General features: G+C 60.8%; 18 protein-coding genes and 1 pseudogene. 15 read left to right on the top strand and 4 right to left on the bottom strand.

Annotated features, from left to right (window positions below; all coding sequences use genetic code 11):
• Positions 1 to 12 precede the first annotated feature (12 nt).
• Entirely contained in the window at positions 13 to 645 is a 633-nt protein-coding gene (locus C934_RS0113920; protein ID WP_018857285.1) for a Vgb family protein, read from the bottom strand.
• A 9-nt stretch (positions 646 to 654) separates the two neighbouring features.
• The gene (locus C934_RS0113915; RefSeq protein ID WP_018857284.1) at positions 655 to 1875 is read right to left on the bottom strand and encodes a hypothetical protein; all 1221 of its coding nucleotides are present in this window, start codon (positions 1873 to 1875) and stop codon (positions 655 to 657) included.
• A 121-nt stretch (positions 1876 to 1996) separates the two neighbouring features.
• Between C934_RS0113915 and C934_RS0113910 the strand changes: the two genes are divergently transcribed.
• The 5 genes from C934_RS0113910 to C934_RS0113890 all read left to right on the top strand — a co-directional run bounded on the left by C934_RS0113910 (position 1997) and on the right by C934_RS0113890 (position 6716).
• Complete coding sequence (locus tag C934_RS0113910; protein ID WP_018857283.1) at positions 1997 to 2794, top strand: DUF899 domain-containing protein; 798 nt, start codon at positions 1997 to 1999, stop codon at positions 2792 to 2794.
• A gap of 5 nt (positions 2795 to 2799) precedes the next feature.
• The gene (locus C934_RS0113905) at positions 2800 to 3081 is read left to right on the top strand and encodes a hypothetical protein (protein WP_018857282.1); all 282 of its coding nucleotides are present in this window, start codon (positions 2800 to 2802) and stop codon (positions 3079 to 3081) included.
• Positions 3082 to 3153: 72 nt separating this feature from the next.
• Positions 3154 to 4032: an aldo/keto reductase gene (locus C934_RS0113900; RefSeq protein ID WP_018857281.1), complete on the top strand. Its 879-nt coding sequence runs from the start codon at positions 3154 to 3156 to the stop codon at positions 4030 to 4032.
• A 234-nt stretch (positions 4033 to 4266) separates the two neighbouring features.
• Entirely contained in the window at positions 4267 to 5724 is a 1458-nt protein-coding gene (locus C934_RS0113895; RefSeq protein ID WP_018857280.1) for a CYTH and CHAD domain-containing protein, read from the top strand.
• Positions 5725 to 5927: 203 nt separating this feature from the next.
• Positions 5928 to 6716, top strand: a complete 789-nt coding sequence (locus C934_RS0113890) for a DUF481 domain-containing protein (protein ID WP_018857279.1) — start codon at positions 5928 to 5930, stop codon at positions 6714 to 6716.
• A gap of 60 nt (positions 6717 to 6776) precedes the next feature.
• Here C934_RS0113890 and C934_RS0113885 read toward each other — a convergent pair whose 3' ends face one another.
• The gene (locus C934_RS0113885; RefSeq protein WP_018857278.1) at positions 6777 to 7481 is read right to left on the bottom strand and encodes an SDR family oxidoreductase; all 705 of its coding nucleotides are present in this window, start codon (positions 7479 to 7481) and stop codon (positions 6777 to 6779) included.
• Between the two features lie 129 nt (positions 7482 to 7610).
• Between C934_RS0113885 and C934_RS0113880 the strand changes: the two genes are divergently transcribed.
• From C934_RS0113880 to C934_RS33660, 3 genes and pseudogenes are all read left to right on the top strand, one after another.
• The gene (locus C934_RS0113880) at positions 7611 to 8504 is read left to right on the top strand and encodes a LysR substrate-binding domain-containing protein (protein ID WP_025660063.1); all 894 of its coding nucleotides are present in this window, start codon (positions 7611 to 7613) and stop codon (positions 8502 to 8504) included.
• 260 nt (positions 8505 to 8764) lie between these two features.
• Complete coding sequence (locus C934_RS0113875; protein ID WP_018857276.1) at positions 8765 to 9124, top strand: RT0821/Lpp0805 family surface protein; 360 nt, start codon at positions 8765 to 8767, stop codon at positions 9122 to 9124.
• Between the two features lie 753 nt (positions 9125 to 9877).
• Positions 9878 to 9994 (top strand): annotated as a pseudogene (locus C934_RS33660) (DUF3175 domain-containing protein); the annotation flags it as partial.
• A gap of 115 nt (positions 9995 to 10109) precedes the next feature.
• On the opposite strand, the gene katG reads toward C934_RS33660, so the two are convergent.
• On the bottom strand, positions 10110 to 12290 hold the full coding sequence (gene katG, locus C934_RS0113860; protein WP_018857273.1) for a catalase/peroxidase HPI: 2181 nt from the start codon (positions 12288 to 12290) through the stop codon (positions 10110 to 10112).
• A gap of 470 nt (positions 12291 to 12760) precedes the next feature.
• Between katG and C934_RS0113855 the strand changes: the two genes are divergently transcribed.
• From C934_RS0113855 to C934_RS0113825, 7 genes are read left to right on the top strand one after another with little or no spacing between them, the layout of a single operon-like run.
• Complete coding sequence (locus C934_RS0113855; RefSeq protein ID WP_026371801.1) at positions 12761 to 13492, top strand: FadR/GntR family transcriptional regulator; 732 nt, start codon at positions 12761 to 12763, stop codon at positions 13490 to 13492.
• A complete protein-coding gene (locus C934_RS0113850) occupies positions 13489 to 15072 on the top strand; it encodes an ABC transporter substrate-binding protein (RefSeq protein WP_018857271.1) in 1584 nt (527 codons plus the stop codon). Before C934_RS0113855 ends, C934_RS0113850 begins: the two co-directional genes overlap by 4 nt.
• A 57-nt stretch (positions 15073 to 15129) precedes the next feature.
• Positions 15130 to 16089 carry an ABC transporter permease gene (locus C934_RS0113845; protein WP_026371800.1) on the top strand — a complete coding sequence of 320 codons (960 nt, stop codon included), beginning with the start codon at positions 15130 to 15132 and terminating at the stop codon, positions 16087 to 16089.
• Between the two features lie 2 nt (positions 16090 to 16091).
• Positions 16092 to 16967 carry an ABC transporter permease gene (locus C934_RS0113840; RefSeq protein ID WP_018857269.1) on the top strand — a complete coding sequence of 292 codons (876 nt, stop codon included), beginning with the start codon at positions 16092 to 16094 and terminating at the stop codon, positions 16965 to 16967.
• Between the two features lie 20 nt (positions 16968 to 16987).
• Positions 16988 to 17908 carry a dihydrodipicolinate synthase family protein gene (locus C934_RS0113835; protein ID WP_018857268.1) on the top strand — a complete coding sequence of 307 codons (921 nt, stop codon included), beginning with the start codon at positions 16988 to 16990 and terminating at the stop codon, positions 17906 to 17908.
• Between the two features lie 5 nt (positions 17909 to 17913).
• Positions 17914 to 18927, top strand: a complete 1014-nt coding sequence (locus tag C934_RS0113830; RefSeq protein ID WP_037089755.1) for an ABC transporter ATP-binding protein — start codon at positions 17914 to 17916, stop codon at positions 18925 to 18927.
• Positions 18928 to 19896 carry an ABC transporter ATP-binding protein gene (locus C934_RS0113825; RefSeq protein ID WP_018117159.1) on the top strand — a complete coding sequence of 323 codons (969 nt, stop codon included), beginning with the start codon at positions 18928 to 18930 and terminating at the stop codon, positions 19894 to 19896.
• Positions 19897 to 19903 lie beyond the last annotated feature (7 nt).

Genomic DNA, 19903 nt, shown 5'->3' with positions numbered 1-19903 from the left:
AGCACGGTCTGACTATTTCGGCCGGCGGACGGCCCGGATCTTGCCGCTGTTTCCACCGCCGCAAAACAGCCGGTCCGCGCCATCGGACTCAAGTCCCGATACACCGATACCAGCCGGCATCTCGACCCGTTCCAGGACCTGCCCGGTCTCTGGTTCAATGTGCCTGATATCGCTTTCGTCGCCCTCCCAGGTGGCATGCCAGAGCTCATCGCCGATCCAGGTCACCCCGGTAACAAAACGGTTGGACTCGATACTGCGAAGGACAGCGCCGGTTTCGGGATCAATCTGATGGATCTTCCGGCCGCGATACTCTCCGACCCAAAGCGTTCCCTCCGCCCAGGCGAGCCCGGAATCACCGCCATTGCCGGGGGCCGGAATCGTCGAGACTATCTCGCCCGTCTTCGGGTCGATCTTCTGGATCCTGTCCTCGGCAATCTGGAAAAGATAGCGCCCATCGAAAGCCGTTCCGGCGTGTGCCGCAACGGCGATCGTATTCACGACCTCACCGACATCGGGATCGAGGGCATTCAGCCTGTCGCCGGACGCGAACCAGACATTCCGACCGTCAAAGGTCACGCCGCCCACCTGCTTCACATCTGGAAAGGGGCCATATTCACGAAGGATTTCAGCTTGGGAGTGTTTCATGGGCTTATCCTAGTCGTTGGGCAGTGGACCTGGGAGTAACAAAGTTGACGGGAATCCCGGTAGTGACGGGATAGTCCAGCGGCGTGCTGGTCCTCGTCCGAAAAACTGCACCTTGCCCGTTTCAGCGAGGGCATCAAGCGCGCGTTGCACGGTGCGCGCGCTCGCACCAATCGCGATTGCCAGCGCCGAACTCGACCAGGCCTCCCCATCGGCCAAAAAAGCAAGGATCTCACCATGCTGCTCCTCGACCGGTGGAGCCAGGATGACCACCTGGTCGGCACGCCGCGGCGCGAGCACAAAGCCGTCCTTGGTTGCCTTGATATCTGCTATGCGGTGAAGCTCGCCGCGCAGCCGCCCGATTTCGACGCGCAACCTGGCGCGATGCGATTCATCGGCATCCTTCGCCCTGAATGCACGGGCAACGAGCACGTTCCTCGATACATCCGCCGGCCAACTCTCCGCCAGTGCACGGGCGAGCGCGAACAAGACCGGGCGCGTTGTCAGCGACACGAACGCGTCGCCCTCCCGCACGACGTAGCGGCACGCGTCGACGACAAGCGTGCCGGACGACAGGACTGTCTCGACTTCTTGCAGCAGCAGCAACCGCTCCTCGCCGCGGCTGGTCAGTCGCGCCGCCGGCGCCTTCAGAACCTCGGAGACCCCTTCGACCTCCGCACGAAGCGCGGGGATTCCCGCCTCCCTCGCCGCATTTTCCGCCCGGAGCAGTGCCGCGCGCGCAACGCCCGTCTGGAGCCGGCGGATGGCGATCCCTGCGACGACAAGCTCGTTCGCCGTTCGCAAGGGCGGCGGGAGCGGTGTTGGATCGACCCCGGCGAGCAGCCGTTCGGCTTCGTCGAGATGGCCGATGAGCAGCGACCGCCTGGCTTCGAGATGTCGCGCATGTGCGGCGTTCAAGCGGTCATCATGCGCTTCGAGCACTTCCCGCGCGGAGCTGAGTGTCTTGGCAGGCCAGGTTAGATCGCGCGAGACCAGAGCGATTTCCGCCTCGGCGACGAGACAGCGCGCCCGTGCGACCGGCTCCCTTGGCCCAAACGCACGGGCAGCCGTCTTCAGCAGGACCTTTGCCCTCGCGAGATCCCCGAGCTGGGCCATCGCGATGCCGCGAAGGGCGAGCGCGGGCGCGTCATTCCGCAGCGCCACCCTCTTCAGCGCACCGAGAAGATCGCCTGTCGCAAGCAGCCTCGCCGCGGCGATGATCATCGAGTCCATCGAAATCCCGTCAAACTTGTAACTCCCACCCTCGCCCACTGCGGTCCTAGTCTGCTCACGATCACCAAGCAGCCGCAAGGAGCGGCATGCTACGTCAACAGGCACCAAGAGGAGAAGTATGATGACGATGCACATGACAGGCACACGCGAAGAATGGCTTGCGGCGCGGCTCGACCTGCTCGCAGAAGAGAAGGAACTGACCCGTCGCAGCGACATGCTGGCACAACGCCGTCAGGAACTGCCGTGGGTACGGATCGACAAGGACTACAGGTTCGAGACCGACAGCGGCAGCGCTTCGCTGGCCGACCTTTTCAAGGGCCGCTCGCAACTGCTCATCTACCACTTCATGTTCGGTCCTGACTATACAGCCGGATGCCCCTCTTGCTCCTCGATCGCGGACGGCTTCAACGGCGTTGTCGTTCACCTCGAGAACCATGACGTCGCCTTCACCGCCGTTTCCCGCGCGCTGCTTCCCAAACTACAGGCCTTCAAAGAGCGGATGGGATGGACCTTCGACTGGGCCTCTTCCTTCGGTAGCGATTTCAACCACGACTTCAGCGTTTTGTTTAGCCAGCAGCAACAGCGCGAAGGCGGGATAGAATATAACTACCGGCGTGAACCGCCGGCACCGGGGCCGCAGGAGAGCGAAACCGTACAGGAATGGAAGTTGCGCGGCAGCGAGACCCCGGTCGGCCAGATCGCCGCGATGACTGGAACCGACATCGCCACCTATACGCGCGACAGGCCGGGCCTCAGCGCCTTCGTGCTCGAGGACGGCGTGGTCTACCACACCTACTCCAGCTATGCCCGCGGCCTGGACGGTATTTGGGGCGTGTATCAATGGCTCGACCGCGCGCCCTTCGGCCGCAATGAGCAAGGTATCTGGTGGCGGCATCATGACGAATACGGCCGGAGGTAGAGCCGATGCTTTCCTCCGACCAGACAAGGCGCAGCGCATCGGTCGAGAAGCCGGCCGACAATGCAGCAAACATCGCCGACTGGCTGTGTATTGCGGCAGCGCCCACCTTCGCCATCATGGCGGTTGTCACCATGGCAAGCGGCGGAGCAGAGACAATCTGCTCCGCAATGCAGGATGTCTTTCCCATGGATGGCATGGCCATGATGTACCTGCTGATGTGCGCTTTCCACCTGCCGCCGTGGCTGCGTCTGATCTCCGGGCGCACGGTCAAGTCTGAACAGTCCTGACTTGCATTGCTCCCTGCCCGCTCCACTTAAGGCCCGAGCAAATCCACCTAACAGGCAATCGGGAGAAGATCAGTGCCAGGCGATTCCACGATCTCAGCGGCTGCATCGGGCCAATTTTCGATCGGTAGCATCGCGATCAACCGTCTCGGCTTCGGCGCCATGCGCATTACCGGACCCGGCATATGGGGACCGCCTGCGGACAAGGCCGGAGCACTGGCAACCCTGCGTCGCCTGCCCGAGATCGCAGTCAACTTCATAGACACGGCAGATTCCTACGGCCCCGACGTTTCGGAAGAACTCATCAGCGAAGCGCTGCATCCTTACAAGGGGCTGCTGATCGCGACCAAGGCAGGGCTGACCCGCGAAGGACCGGATCTCTGGACGCCAAACGGGCGGCCGGACTATCTTCTCGAGTGCGCGAAAGGCAGCCTCAAGAAACTCCGTGTCGACCGGATCGATTTGTGGCAATTGCATCGCATAGACCCGAAGGTTCCTCGCGACGAGCAATTCGGCGCGGTCAAGATGCTCCTGGATCAGGACATCATTGCCCATGCCGGCCTAAGCGAAGTTTCGGTTGAAGACATAAAGGCCGCCCGAAAGGTCTTTCCCGTCGCGACGGTCCAGAACCGCTACAACCTCGTCGATCGCGCCAGCGAGGACGTGCTTGACTACTGCGAGCGCGAGGGCATTGGCTTCATACCGTGGTACCCGCTGGCCGCAGGCGAGCTTGCCCGTCCAGGGTCCATCCTCGACAGATTGGCCAAGAGGTACGACGCGACGCCAAGCCAGATTGCTCTGGCGTGGGTGCTCAAACGCAGCCCTGTGATGTTGCCGATACCGGGAACCTCCAAGGTAAAGCATCTTGAGGAAAACGTAGAGGCGGCAAGCATCGCTCTCGATGAAGCGGATTTTATAGCGCTGGACACAGCGGCTCGCCAATCCGGCTCCTAGCGCCGACCTGGCCTCTAGTAGCATGTCCAACCGACGCACGAGGTGGTTCCTCACCTGCCTCTTATAGTCGGACGGGGTACCGCAACGAGCAGCGATCGCTTTTCTTGTGAAAGATCGCTGCGGTTGCATTCCCGCTCAGGTTTTTGTCATCAGGACGTTTTATCCCGATGCCACCGCTCTATATCGTGAAAGAGTTGCCTCCACCTAGGACTGTGCAACCGAGCGGAGAGGTAATTGGCAACAGAAACAGAACTGAAACTTGAACTGAGCGCCGACGCGGTGGACACATTGCTGGGATCCGGCTTGCTGGGAAGCCCGATCTCTGTCGATTCCATGACCTCCATTTATTTCGACACGCCCGACCGCCAGGCATGGGAGGGCGGCTATTCTCTGCGAATCCGTACGGTTGGCGAAGCGCACGTCCAAACGGTCAAGGCTGCGGGACCGAACAGGGCCATCTTTGCGCGCTCCGAGTGGGAAACGCCGCTCACGGGCAACACTCCTGTGATCGATTACACGACCCCGCTGAGGTCCGAACTCGATATCGAGGACGGCACTCTCGTCCGGCAGTTTTCCACCCTGGTAAAGCGACATCGTTGGAACGTCGATCAGGACGGGAGCCAGATTGAAGTTGCCCTTGACATGGGCTCGATCGTTGCCGGCGACCGCGAGATGCAGATCCGGGAATTGGAGCTGGAACTGAAGGACGGCAAGCCATATACGCTGTTCACCCTTGCCCGCAGAATCGAGGCGCTTGTCCCGATCCGTTTCGGTGTCGCTTCGAAAGCGGAGAGAGGATACCGCCTGCTCCGCGAGCAACAAACGGCATACAAGGCGGAACCCGTGCATCTCGACCGCGACCTGCGGGTCTCGGCCTCGTTCCAGGTCATTGCTGAAGCATGTTTCCGGCAGTTCCGGCTGAACGAATCGATCGTCATAAATCGCCCGAACCCATCGGCACTTCATCAGGCCCGCGTGGCACTCAGGCGGCTGCGATCTGCCTTCTCGCTCTACAAGGTGATCCTGGTCGACGCCGAATCTCAGCGGTTGAAGGAAGAGTTGAAGTGGCTGGCGGGCGTTCTCGGAGAGGCACGCAACATCGATGTACTGATTGCCAGGGTTGGAAACAGCGACGTAAAAAGTCGTTTGCTCGAAGCACGCGACAGCGCCTATGAGCAGGTGCTGAACGCGCTTTTCAGCTCGCGTGCCGAAGCCTTTATGCTGGACCTTAACGAGTGGCTGCATTGCGGAGAGTATCTCGCGCTGGTGGAAACGGCAGAGATTCGGAACGGACCGGTGGTCGATTTCGCAATCGACATCCTTGACCGTCAACGCAAGAAACTGAAAAAACGCGGCAAGTCTCTGGTCGAAGCCGACGATGAGCATCGGCACGAAACCCGCAAGGCGGCAAAGAAGTTTAGATATGCGAGCGAATTCCTAAGGTCCCTGTTCTCCAGCAAGCAGGCCGAGCGACGCTACGAAAAGTTCATCCAAGCGATGGAGAAATTGCAGGACGAACTCGGTCTCCTGAACGACATGGTAACCGCGCCGACTGTCATTCACAATTTGGAGCTGGAATCACATCCCGGCGTCGAATCCCTGATGGTCGCTGGCAACAGCGAAAAACTGATCACCGCCGCTCAATCGTCGTTGGACGAACTGATGGAGCGAAAAAGGTTCTGGCGGGGATGAAGCAGCCGCTCCGCGCTGCCGGGATGCTGTCCCACGCCGCGTGCCGAGATCGCCTGGCGCCGAGCGTACTCTTCTCATGTGAGATATCAGGAACAGAATATAAGCACTTTGCGGACGGCGAGAGTTAGTGCAGTCTGCGATATCAGTTCAGGTCGATGAATCGGGGCTATTGTGACCTGATCGCGAGAGGGGACAGGTTCATCATGAATAGCAGGATTTCACTGATCGCATGCGCCGCTGCCGCAATGGCGTTCGTCACACCCACGCATGCAGCAGATCTCCTGCCCGCCACGGCGCCACAACCTCAGGCCGTGCAACCGAATGGCTGGACGTTTTCCTTCGCACCCTACTTCTGGGTTGCGGGCCTCGACGGCAAGACTCAGGTGTTCGGCCTCCCGACCGTCGACATCAATCAGAATTTCAGCGACATCTTGAAGGATCTGGACTTTGCCTTCATGGCAGCCGGTGACGCCCGCTATGACCGGTTCAGCGTCTTCACTGACATAATCTATGCTCGCATAACGACGGATGCGGCAACACCGCGGGGCGTCGTCGCTGACGAGGTCGATGTCAAGTCAGTCACATTCAGCGCACTGTTGGGCGTCGGATACACCGTCTACGAAGATCCGAAGACTCGCTTGGATGTGGTTGCCGGTGCCAGATACTGGCATGCCGAAACAACGATAGGGCTAAGCGGTGGCCTCATCGGCAACGTGTCGCGGACCGATAGCGCCAATTGGGTGGACGGGGTCGCGGGCATCAAAGGCAACTACTCGCTGACCGACACGGTCTATCTCACCGGCTGGGGCATGATCGGCGGCGGAGGTGCCGACCTGGACTGGGACGTGCTGGCGGGCATTGGCTATAAGTTCAACGACACCGTCTCGGCGGTTGCCGGTTACCGCGCCCTCGGCGTCAACTACAGCAACGATGGCTTCACCTACGACGTGATCGAGCACGGCCCGATTTTCGGAGCGATCATCCGCTTCTAATCGCCGTTTCCTGATATACCGCCCCGGAGGCCTTTCACCCCGGGGCAGTGCCCGCCGGCATCAAACCGAACGGGTTAGTCCGCCGTCAACGCGGATATTCTGCCCCGTCATGTAGGCTGCACCGGTCGATGCAAGGAACGCAACCGTCGCGGCGATTTCCTCGCTCGTGCCATAACGCTTCATCGGAACGCTGTCGCGGCGCTCCTCCGTCGCCGGCAGGCTGTCAATCCAGCCCGGAAGAACGTTGTTCATGCGGATATTGTCGGCGGCATAGGTGTCGGCGAATATCTTGGTGAAGGACGCCAGCCCGGCGCGGAACACGGCCGACGTCGGGAACATCGGGCTCGGCTCAAACGCCCATGCGGTCGAAATATTGATGATCGCGCCGGCCTTCTGCTTCTGCATGTGCGGCGTCACCAGCCGTGTCGGACGGATGACGTTCAGAAGGTAGACCTCCATGCCCCGGTGCCAGTCCTCGTCCGATATGTCGAGGATGGGCGCGCGCGGACCGTGGCCGGCGCTGTTCACGAGCACGTCGATGCGTCCCCAAGTGGAGATCGCGAGATCAACGAGCTTGCGGAGATCGTCATTTGATTGGTTGGAGCCGGTGACGCCGACGCCCCCCAGCGCCTTTGCAAGCTCTTCGCCCTTCCCCGACGATGATAGGATCGCCACCTTGAACCCATCGGCTGCAAGACGCTTCGCCGCGGCGGCGCCCATTCCGCTGCCGCCGGCCGTGATCACCGCTACCTTTTCTACTGACATCATACTCTCCTGCCTTAAAGAGGACCCGCATGCAATTGCGGTCTACAGTTGCCTGCAAAGCGTGATATCACTCGTGTGGCATCGGTGCGAGCCAGTTTCGTTCTCAGAAAGCAGTAGAAAATCTATTGAATGGCAGAAGGTATTAGACGTCTTCCCTCGCTTAATGGCCTTCGCATGTTCGAGGTCGTCACACGGCACCTGAACTTTCGCCTGGCAGCCGAGGAAATCGGGGTCACCCAGGGTGCTGTCGCCCAACAGATTCGGGGCTTGGAAGCAGAGTTGGGCCTGAAGCTGTTCGACAGGCTTCCGCGAACGCTGGCGTTGACGGAGGCTGGCCAGAGCTATGTGACCAACATCCGCCGTGCTTTCGAGCTGATCTCGGAGGCAACCGAGACATTGAAACCAGAACCGCTTCACCTGACAATCAGCGTGACGCCGACATTCGCCTCGAAATGGCTGATCCCTCGCCTGCCGGATTTTACCGCGGCTCACCCCAACATTGATCTGCGCATCTTGGCGAGTGATCGCATTGCCAATTTCCAAACCGATGCGGTGGATCTCGCCGTCCGTCATGGCCGGCCACCCTTCGGACCGAACTTGAATGCGGAGCTGCTGTTCGATCACGTGATTATTGCCGTCGGCAGCCCGCTACTGGTGGAGAAGCTCGGCTTCCCCGACCAAGAGGACAATTTCTCGCGCTACCCGCGCCTTCACGATGGCCACGATCTCTGGCCGCAGTTTCTGGAATTGGCGTTTCCGAACGGAGCGCCGGCGACCGCCAAGAATATTCGGTTTAATCAGACCTCCCTGGCGATTGAGGCCGCGATTGCTGGCCAGGGCCTTGCTCTGACGAGCACGTTTTTTGTGGACGAGGACATTGCGTCGGGCCGCCTTCTCCGTGTGTTGCCAACCGAACTTACCGCTGGGTCGGATTTCTACGTCATCTCGCCACGAAAGCCCCGTCATGCGGCATCCGTGGCTGCCGTAAAAAGCTGGCTCGCGGACGCTGCGCGCCAGAACTGATAGGCCAGACGACGATCAACCGGCACCCGCGGGGCCGTGAATCCGCAATCAACGGACTAGAAGGTCACCCGGCGGGTCGGGATGGCCGGGCAGCATCGTTGAACGCCGACTTGGGGCAGGCGCGCAGTCGGTGGAACTCACAAGCAATGCGTCGGAATGAACGGAACTGGCTGGCACTGCGCCCATTTCTATAGTAGTTCCTCAGGTAGCTGTCAGAATTGCACGCTACGATGCGGGAGAACTATCATCGGAAAGTCTAGATGACGCGAAAGAACATAGGCGTGATGCAATTGGCCCTCGCGGCCTTGCTGTTGGCGGGATGCACCAAGGTAGAACCCTTGGAAACCACCGCGATCCCGCAGTCGAGTCCGACGCCTGCGAAGACGGATCAGGCGGTCATCGCAGATACGGTCAGTCGCGGCGCGGTCGGAGTGAACCCCCTTGCCTGGGCGAATCCGTCGACGGGAAGTGTGGGGGTGATCGAAGAAATTGGCGTTGATCCTGAAAGTTCATGCCGCGCCTTTGTAACGACCCAGCGGACGCTGGAGGGAGAAACCCGATTCAAGGGTCTCGCCTGTCCGTCTGGCGACTCGGATTGGAAGCTCGGACCCGCGCGATAGCCGGAATGCCACGCGTCCTCGCGTGGCCAAATCAAGCGCCGCCCGCTAGCCGAACAGACCCAACCTTGTTCTTGTGAGCCATTGCCGGCGGTCGACGACACGCCGGGATCTCTGCCTCGAACACCTAGCGGATGCAGTCCCTACGGACTGATGACCGGCTTACGCGTGGATTTGATCTGAGATCTCACCGCGAGGCTTGATCGTGCTTTGCGTGGTTGCACGGTCAACTGCCTTGCCTGCGGGCGCTCGACCAAATCCGCCTGGATTGGTGATCTCCTCTTGTGCCTGGGTGGAGCTCGACTGTCCGAGCGACGGACCGGCCTGGTCGGGAAGCGATTGTGCGCCGCAAGGCGCAAACAGCCAGACCAACAGCAATGCGGATAAGGCAAGAGAAATACGCATCTCCATCATTGGATTGTTGGAGAGCCGTTCGAAACGCTTGATGTTCCGCGCGTGCACCCGTCCAATTCGGCAAGCGCCACAAATTGCATGGGCCCGCCAGAATGCCTGACGGGCCCGAGACGCAATACAAGCGGCCGCATCTGGCCGGCCCCATAAAACCACAACCGCGCATTGACTGCACGTACCTCATTGGCGGTAAAGCGGCCTACCTTTCGGTGATTTTCTGGTGCGAGCGCTTCAGCACCGTCACGTCGTCATAGACGTTCTACGCTTCGCACTTGGCGTGCTAACGGGCGTGGCTCATTGGCGGCGGTGCCGTCCTGCATCGAGGAACCGGCGTCACAACGGCTGATGCTGAATTTCTATATCAACCGTGCAGGTCAGCAACTCTCCAAGGCACAGCGAACAAAGCTGGAGAAGGCGAAGGACGAGCTTCGCAAGGATTTCGGGCGGAAGCCCAAGGGATGAGAAAGCAGAAAGCTGCTCAACCGGCGACCGAGACCTTCACCACAGCCGAGCGCGGTGACAATGAGGACGGATGCATGGACGCGGCTTACCGCCGCGCCCACCAATATTTTATCGATCAGGCCAGATCGAAACGATCGGCGTTCATCACCTTGTTCCAGGCTGCGACGAAGTCCTTGACGAACTTCTTCTTCGCATCGGACTGGCCGTAGACTTCTGCAAAGGCGCGGAGCTGCGAGTGCGAGCCGAAGATCAGGTCGACGCGGGTGCCGGTCCACTTAAGTTCGTTCGTCTTGCGGTCGCGTCCCTCGTAAACGCCTTCCTTACCCGCAACCGGGGACCACTGGGTGCCCATGTCGAGGAGATTGACGAAGAAGTCGTTCGTCAGCGCCTCGGGACGAGACGTGAAGACGCCATGCTCGGGCTGACCAGCCTTCAGCACGCGCAGTCCGCCAACGAGAACGGTCATTTCCGGCGCGGTCAGCCTCAGCAGTTGGGCGCGATCGACAAGGGCCTCTTCCGGCTTCATGAACTGCCGGCCGCCGACATAGTTGCGGAAACCGTCAGCACGCGGCTTCAGCGCGGCGAAGGACGCCACGTCGGTCTGTTCCTGCGAGGCATCCATGCGACCAGGCGTGAACGGCACGGTGACGTCATGACCGCCAGCCTTTGCCGCCTTCTCGACACCGGCAGCGCCGGCGAGAACGATCAGGTCGGCGAGCGAGATCTTCTTGCCACCGGTCTGGGCGGCATTGAAGTCCTTCTGGATAGCTTCGAGGACACCGAGCACCTTGGCGAGCTGCGCCGGCTGGTTCGCTTCCCAGTCCTTCTGAGGCGCAAGCCGGATGCGCGCACCGTTGGCGCCGCCGCGCTTGTCGGAGCCGCGGAAGCTCGAGGCAGAAGCCCAGGCGGTCGAGACGAGCTCCTGCACGGACAAGCCGGTCAAAAGAACCTTCTCCTTCAGCGCGGCGATGTCAGCATCGTCGACAAGCTTGTGGTCGACGGCCGGAATGACATCCTGCCAGATGAGGTCTTCCGCCGGGACTTCCGGACCGAGGTAACGGACCTTCGGACCCATGTCGCGGTGGGTCAACTTGAACCAGGCGCGCGCGAAGGCATCCGCGAACTGATCAGGATTTTCGAGGAAGCGGCGCGAGATCTTCTCGTATACAGGATCGAAGCGCAGCGACAGGTCCGTGGTCAGCATTGTGGGAAGCTGCTTTTTCGACGCATCAAAAGCATCAGGAATGGAAGCTTCGGCATTCTTGGCCTTCCACTGCTTCGCACCGGCCGGGCTCTGCGTCAGCTCCCACTCGAAGCCGAACAGATTCTCGAAGAAGTAATTGCTCCACTGAGTCGGCGTCTGCGTCCAGGTCACTTCAGGACCGCCGGTGATGGCGTCCTTGCCGACGCCGGTACCGAAGGTGCTCTTCCAGCCGAGGCCCTGCTCCTCGATCGCACCGCCTTCCGGCTCCGCGCCGATCAACGAAGGATCGCCGGCACCATGCGTCTTGCCGAAGGTGTGACCGCCGGCGATCAGCGCCACCGTCTCTTCGTCGTTCATGGCCATACGGGCGAAGGTTTCGCGGATGTCGTGGGCAGCCGCGACCGGATCGGGGTTGCCGTTCGGGCCTTCGGGATTGACGTAGATGAGGCCCATCTGCACGGCGCCAAGCGGTTCAGAGAGTTCACGCTCGCCGCTGTAGCGCTCATCGCCCAGCCAGGTTCCCTCAGGACCCCAGAAGAGTTCCTCGGGTTCCCATACGTCCGCGCGGCCGCCGGCGAAACCGAAAGTCTTGAAGCCCATGGATTCCAGTGCAACGTTGCCCGTCAGGATCAACAGGTCGGCCCAGGAGATCTTGTTGCCGTATTTCTGCTTGATCGGCCACAGCAGGCGGCGGGCCTTATCGAGGTTGGCATTGTCAGGCCAGCTGTTCAGTGGCGCGAAACGCTGCTGACCGGCACCGGCGCCGCCGCGGCCATCAGTGATGCGGTACGTGCCTGCGCTATGCCATGCCATGCGGATGAACAGGCCGCCGTAATGACCGAAGTCGGCCGGCCACCAGTCCTGCGAATCGGTCATCAGCGCATGAAGGTCCTTCTTCACCTCATCGAGGTCGAGCGTCTTGAATTCCTCGGCATAGTTGAACGCCGTCCCCATCGGATCGGACAGGTCGGAATGCTGGTGAAGGATCTGAACGTCCAGCCGGTCCGGCCACCAGTCGCGGTTGGATCGACCACGGGGCGTATTGCCATGCGCAACAGGACATTTGCCCGCGCTGTCGGTTTTCTGGTCCATAACGTTCTCCTTGATTACCTTGAATTTTCTGCCGTCTAAAGGGGGATCTGCCAAACCAGTCAACGGCGCTGCGCCGTTTCCAAATGAGGTTCAGCACTCAAGCCAAGGGTACACCGATCGACATACATCCTCCCTTTCCTCCTTCATATCGGAAAATGGCGATAATTCTAAGTTGGATTTACTGATCGTTACGATAACCAAAACCTATGAGTTGGATGGATTACGCTCCCCGCAGGATTTGCTGAACTTGTGTGGCAGAGATGGGGAAACAAGGAGATCCTGGCTCCAATCCCTCGGCCAGCCCCCCCGAGCGGGCGGCAAGGCCACGGGCGGAAGACCAAGTACCAAGCCTCTTTGCCGAACCCTACGACAAACCTCCCTACGGCGCCTTCGTTGACATGTTCATTTGACAGATATCCTACAAGTGGATATGTATCTCGGCATCTGGAATTTCTGCAGCGAGACCCGGCATGCCCCTAAAGACCATGAAGCCTTTGACAAGAGCCCCCCTGCTGCATGTGTCCGTGCAGGAGAGCCTGCGTGCTTACATCAATGACAATGGCCTGAAGCCCGGAACCCTTTTGCCGGCAGAGAGCGAACTTGCGACCCAACTCGGCGTCAGCCGCAACTCCCTGCGAGAGGGCATCAAGGCGCTGGAATCCCTGGGCGTCCTGGAATCGCGCCGCGGCGTCGGAATCTTCGTGAAGGCCTTCTCGTTCGAGCCGCTGCTCGACAACCTTGCCTATGGCCTTGGCGGGGCGCTTCGCCAGATTGAGGAAGTGATCGAGATCCGCCGGACGCTCGAAGTCGGCCTGATCGGCAAGACCTTGGAGACGATCAGCAAGGACGACATTGCCGAGCTCCGCGCCACCGTCAACCGCATGAAAGCGCACGCCGAGCGCGGTGAATCCTTCGCCGAGGACGACCAGCTATTTCATCGTCTGCTCTTCCGCTGCCAGGAGAACGAAACGCTGAGCCGGCTAATCGACGTGTTCTGGCTCGCTTTCTACAAGGCCTCGGATTTCGTCAATCTCGATAACGTCGACCCGATGGCCACCTGGCGGGATCACGCCGCCATCGTCGATGCCGTCGAAGCCCGGGACCTGGAGGAGGCTCGCCGCCGCCTCGACCGCCACTACGAAGGCATCGCGCAGGTAATCACAAACAACAAGACAAGTTCAAATGTGGGAGGAACGCAATGAACACTCTGTCCCGACTTTCGGCGATCGCAATCGCCGCGATGATGGCAACAACAGTCGCGTCAGGCCTCACCCGCCCGGCGCAAGCCGCAACCCTGTCGGGCGGCTTCGACGTCGGGCCTGGCGGATTCCAAGGCAATTTCAATCCGCTTGCAGCCACCGCCGGCTTCACATGGCTCAGCATCTATTTCGAGCCGCTCGTGACTTACGATGCGAAGCTGCAGAAGCCGGTCGGCGTTCTTGCATCGTCCTATGAAGTGAGCCCCGACCAGCTGACCTACATGTTCAAGCTCGTCGACGCGAAGTGGCACGACGGAAAGCCGTTTACCGCCAAGGACGCCAAGTTCACGATGGAGCTTGCCAAGAACGCCAAGACCGGCTCCGTTCTCGCGGCCCGCCTGACGCCGGTTTCATCCGTCGAAGCTCCCGATGAGCACACGCTTGTTCTCAAACTCAGCGCCCCATCTGCAAGCCTCATGGATACGCTCACCAAGGTCATGATGCTGCCCGAGCATGCGCTCGCCGCAATACCGGCCGACCAGCTCGCCAAGAACCCATGGTGGTCGACGTCACCGATCGGCACCGGCGCATTCAAGTTCACCAAGTATGTCAACGACCAGTATGTCGAACTCGCCGCCAACACGGACTACCGCGGCGGGAAGCCGGCCCTGGAGAAGATCATCAATCGCTACTTCGCCGATCCGGCGGCGGCGATCGCCGCTCTTCGCGCCGGCGAAATCCAGTTCACCTATGTCGATTCCAATGAGGTCCCAACATTCAAGGAAGACAAGTCTTTCCGCGTGATCGAAGGCAATTCCTTCGTCGTCAACTATCTGGGATTCAATCATGAATCACCGATCTGGAAGGATTTGCGTGTTCGTCAGGCGGTGATGCGCGCCATCAACCGTGACGCAATCATCCAGAGTCTCTACGGCGGTGCTGCGAAGCCGGCCAATTGCGCCTATGTCGCTGACCAGCTCGTTCCGAAGGACATCGATCCCTATGCTTATGATCCGGAAAAGGCAAAAGCGCTCCTGAAGGAAGCTGGCTGGGACCAGATCAACGGCGGCAAGCCGATCACGCTCCTGACCTACTACACGACGCCCTTGGCGACCAATGTGCTGGCCGCCGTTCAGGCGATGCTGGCGCAGGTCGGCATTAACGTCGTGCCACGTGCCGTCGATGCGCCGACCTATAACAGCATCGTCCTGAAGCCGGACGCGGATATTTCGCAGTTTCAGCTGGTTTATGCCGGCCTGCAAAACGGACCGGACGCCGGCAGCATCAATGTCGGGCTAAACGAAAAGCAGATCCCGCCGGCCGGCCCGAACGTCGTTCGCGCCCGGATGCCCGATCTGACGGCCGCGCTCGATGCCGCCCTCGGCGAGCCAGACGCGGCAAAGCGCGACGGGCGCTATCAGCAGGTCTGCAAGGTCATGAACAGCCAGCTCCCGTGGGGCACGCTCTGGGTGGCAAACCGCTATGGCGTCGTCTCCACCAAGGTCAAGGATTTCGTCTGGACTCCCGCTCCCGGAGGCGGTCCCTACCAGGCCGATCCGCAGCGCTGGTCGATCGCCGAGTAAAGACCGCCCATTGGTACGAGGGGGTGGCATCTGCCACCCTTTCAGGACGGAGTTGCAATGCTGAGATACAGTCTCCGGCGCCTGGCGATTGGGATAGGCATGCTGCTTGCCTTGAGCATGCTGATTTTCCTTCTGCTGCGCCTCACCCCTGGCGATCCGATCGACGCCTATATCGATCCGAATATTCCCATGTCGCCAGCTGATTTGGCCGAGCTGCGCAGCAGGCTCGGTCTCGACCAGCCGCTGCCCGTACAATATCTGGCCTGGTTGCAGCAGGCCTTGGCCGGCAATCTCGGCTACTCGATCAAGCGGATGGATCAGTCGGTGCTCGGCCTCGTCTTGTCGCGGATCGGCCCCACCGTCCTATTGATGGGAACGGCTCTCGTCATCTCGATCATCGTCGGCATCGCCACCGGCATCGTCAGCGCCGTACGGCGCAACTCCTTCGCCGACCTCTCGTTTTCGGTACTTGCCCTCACAGGCATTTCCAGCCCGGCTTTCCTTAGCGCGTTGATCGGACTTTACGTCTTCGCGGTGCGGCTCAAATGGATGCCATCCGGCGGCATGCTGACGCCTGGCGAGGCCTTCTCGATCCTCGATCTGGTGCATCACCTGATCCTGCCTGCATCTCTTCTTGCGGTCGCTCAAGCGGCTCTGATCATGCGCTATATGCGCGCCTCCCTGCTTGAAGTGCTCAATCAGGATTATGTTCGTACGGCGCGGGCGAAGGGTGTCGTCGAGTTCTGGGTGATCGTCAAGCATGCCTTGCGCAATGCGCTGCTGCCTGTCGTTACGCTCATCGGCTCGACCATCGGCCTTGCCATCGGCGGCGCAATCTTCATCGAGAGCGTCTTCAACTGGCCGGGTATGGGCCTGCTGCTGGTCGATTCCGTCGAGACCCGCGACTACCCGGTCATCATGGGCGCGACGCTCATTATCGGAGCCTGCGTGATCGTCGTGAACCTTCTAACGGATATCACCTACGCGGTGATCGATCCGCGCATCAAGGTGGCGTAACTATGCTGGCCAGAACCCCTAGCCGCAGTCCCGGCCCCCTCGCCCGTGCACTCGACCGCTTCCTGATCAACCGCGCCGCCGTTTTCGGTGTCTGCCTGGCTGTTCCTGTCCTGGCAATGATCCTCACCTATCCCCTTTGGTGGAGCTTCAAGCCGAACGACATCGACCTGTTGGCGATGAACTCGGGCCCAAGCCTGAAACATTGGTTCGGTACCGATGGCGTCGGGCGCGATGTGTTTGCCCGCGTCATGGAAGGCGGCCGCATCTCGCTCCTCGTCGCTATTGCGTCGACGCTGCTGTCGGCCGTCATCGGCTTTCTCTTCGGTGCTGTCTCAGCCCTTGGCGGCCGCTGGGCCGACGCCGTGGGCATGCGGTTCGTCGACCTCGTGATGACGTTGCCGCCGGTGATTTTTCTCCTCGTGCTCGCCTCCATCGCCGGCACGGGCATCTGGCCGACGGTACTCGTCATCTCGTTGCTGTCCTGGCCACTTCTGGCGCGAATGGTGCGTGCACGGCTTCTGGAACTCCGTGAGCGTGACTTTGTCATCGCCGCTCGGGGAATGGGCGCCGGCCTGCCGCATCTCCTCTTCCGGCATGGCTTGCCGAATTCGATCGATATCCTTGTTGTCTACGCGACTTTGCAGATTGCCAACGCCATCCTGCTTGAAGCCGGACTTTCCTTCCTTGGCCTCGGCATCGCCCCGCCGGCCGCAAGCTGGGGCAACATGCTGAATGCTGCCCGGTCGACGGCGGTCCTCGAACAATATCCCTGGCAATGGCTGTTCCCGGGTGGGGCGCTCATCCTTGCCGTGCTTGCCATCAACTTCATCGGCGACGGTCTTCGGGACGCTTTTGACCCTCGTGCTGAACTAAACTGATCATCCGAAAGAAAGAGACAATGACGAAATTCAAAGGTGTAATTCCTCCGGTCGTGACGCCACTCAATGCGGATTTCACGGTCGACTATCCGTCCTACACGCGGGTCCTGGAGCACCTCATCGAGGGCGGCTGTCACGGTGTTTTCGTGCTCGGCTCGACAAGCGAAGTAATTTTCCACGATGACAAGACCCGCCGCGAGATCATCGAGCATTCGGCAAAGGTGGTGAATGGCCGCGTGCCCCTGATCGTCGGCGTCATCGATCCGACAACAGATCGCGTCATTCATCACGCTGACGTTGCCAAGCGTGCCGGCGCCGACGCCGTCGTTGCCACCGCGCCTTTCTATACTGTCACCAGCCAAGCCGAGATCCTCGACCATTTCCGCTTTATCCGCGACGCCGTCGACGTACCGCTCGTCGCCTACGACATTCCGGTCTGCGTTCACGTCAAGCTGCAGCGCCAGACGACGGTGACTTTGGCAAGAGAAGGCACGATCATCGGCCTCAAGGATTCGAGCGGCGATGACGGCAACTTCCGCTATGCCCTGCTCGATCTTGCCGATCAGCCGGACGTGTTCCTGATGACCGGCTCGGAGATTGTCGTCGACAACGCCCTGCTGATGGGCGCCCACGGCGTAGTCCCTGGCATCGCCAACGTCGATCCGCATGGTTACGTGCGCCTGTGGGATGCCGCCCAGCGTGGCGACTGGGTCGCCGCACGCAAGGAGCAGGAACGGCTTTGCCGGCTCTTCGAAATCGTCTGGGTTGCCCAGGGCCGCGTCAGCGGCGGCGCCTCCGGCATCGGTGGCTTCAAGACCGCGATGAAGAGCCTCGGCATCATCGACAACGCCGTCATGCCGCGCCCGCGAGCAGCGCTCGACGAAGCTGAAACAGCGAGGATCAACGAGATCCTGCGTGCAACCGGTCTGCTTCGCGGGTGATCTCCATGCAGTCAACCGAACCGATCCTCGCCATTCAGGGCCTCAAGACCATCTTCCGCATTCGCGGAGGCGATGTCACGGCTGTCAACGACGTCGACCTGACCGTCGGCGCGGGAGAGACCGTGGCCTTGGTGGGAGAATCGGGTTCGGGCAAATCGGTAACCAGCCTTTCCGTCATGCGACTTCTGACCCGCAACATCGGGTCGATAGCGGCAGGCAGCATCCGGCTGCGCCGAAAGGACGGATCCGGGTGTAATCTGGTTTCGCTGACGGAAGACGAGATGCGCGACATTCGCGGCGACGACATCGGCATGGTCTTCCAGGAGCCGATGTCCAGTCTCAATCCCGTCTATACGATTGGCGACCAGATCTCCGAGCCCATTCGCATTCATCGCGGAGCAAGCCGGAGAGTCGCGATGGCCAACGCGATTTCGCTGCTGGAGAGCGTCGGGATTCCAGACGCCAAACGTCGGGCTGGCCAGTATCCGCACGAGCTGTCCGGCGGCATGCGTCAACGTGCGACGATCGCCATGGCGCTTGCCTGCGATCCAACCTTGCTGATTGCGGATGAGCCGACCACCGCACTTGACGTGACGATCCAGGCGCAGATCCTGGACCTGTTGCTGAAGCTCCAGCGCGAGCGCGGCATGGCCATACTGTTCGTCACGCACAATCTCGGCGTCGTCGCCCAGATCGCCCATCGCGTCGCCGTCATGTATACCGGCCGCATCGTCGAGGAAGGCCCGGTCGGCGAGGTCTTCAACAATCCAAAGCACCCGTACACGAAGGGCCTCCTCGCCTCGATGCCCCGGCCTGGCGATGCGACCCGGATGAAACAGTCGGGCGAAAAGCTCGCGGCCATCCCCGGTGTCGTTCCGAGCCTCATGAACATGCCTTCCGGCTGCGCCTTCGCACCGCGCTGCCAATTTGCAATCGAGGCCTGCGGGAAAGCGGTTCCGGCACTCGAAGCCGTCGGACCGCTTCATAAGAGCCGATGCATTCGCTGGCGGGAGATTTAGATGACCGAGCCTTTGCTTTCCGTTCGCGACCTGTCGAAAAGCTACGCATCCCACGGTACGCAGCTGACAATCCTGAAGGACATTTCCTTCGACATCGGTAAGGGTGAAGTCGTAGGGCTCGTCGGCGAATCCGGCAGTGGAAAAACGACAATCGGCCGCTCTGTCCTTCGCCTGGTCGAGCCGTCATCTGGCAACGTCCGCTTCGATGGCGTCGAACTGACCGGCCTTTCATCCACGGCGATGCGACGCATGCGTCCGCGCATGCAGTATATCTTCCAGGATCCCTTCGCCAGTCTCTCGCCGCGCATGACCATCGGTGAAATCCTGACCGAGGGCCTGAAAATCCAGCGCATCGGAACCCGCAAGGAACGGCTCGAACGCGCCCGTGTGGCTCTCGAACAGGTCGACTTGCCGGCAGAAGCGATCAATCGCTACGCGCACGAGTTCTCGGGCGGCCAGCGCCAGCGCATCGGCATTGCGCGAGCGCTGACCCTGGCCCCGGAACTGATTGTCGCCGACGAGCCGGTGTCGGCGCTCGACGTTTCCATTCAGGCGCAGGTCATAAACCTGCTGCGCGATCTGCAGCAGCGGCTCGGGCTGACCATGCTGTTCATCTCGCACGACCTGGCCGTCGTGGAGTACATCTGTGACCGGGTGATCGTCCTCTATCTCGGTCGCATCATGGAAATCGCGACGAGCAGCGATCTCTATGCCCGGCCGCAGCATCCCTATACGCGCGCGCTTCTCTCCGCCATTCCCTCCACGGATGTCGGCGCCAAACGCGACCGGCAGGTGCTGAGGGGTGAAATTCCAAGCCCCGCCAATCCTCCGAGCGGCTGTGTTTTCCGCACCCGCTGTCCGCACGCAATCGAAGCCTGCAGCCAGGCCGTTCCGGAGTTGCGGGAAGTCGCGCCGGGGCATCTCAAGGCGTGCATTCGCGACGACATACCTTTGGGAGCCATGCCTTGACGACGCA

The organism is Rhizobium sp. 42MFCr.1 (assembly GCF_000377185.1).
GTDB lineage: Bacteria > Pseudomonadota > Alphaproteobacteria > Rhizobiales > Rhizobiaceae > Rhizobium > Rhizobium altiplani.
Note: the sequence above shows the minus strand (reverse complement) of the source record. Positions and strands in the feature narration are given on the sequence as shown.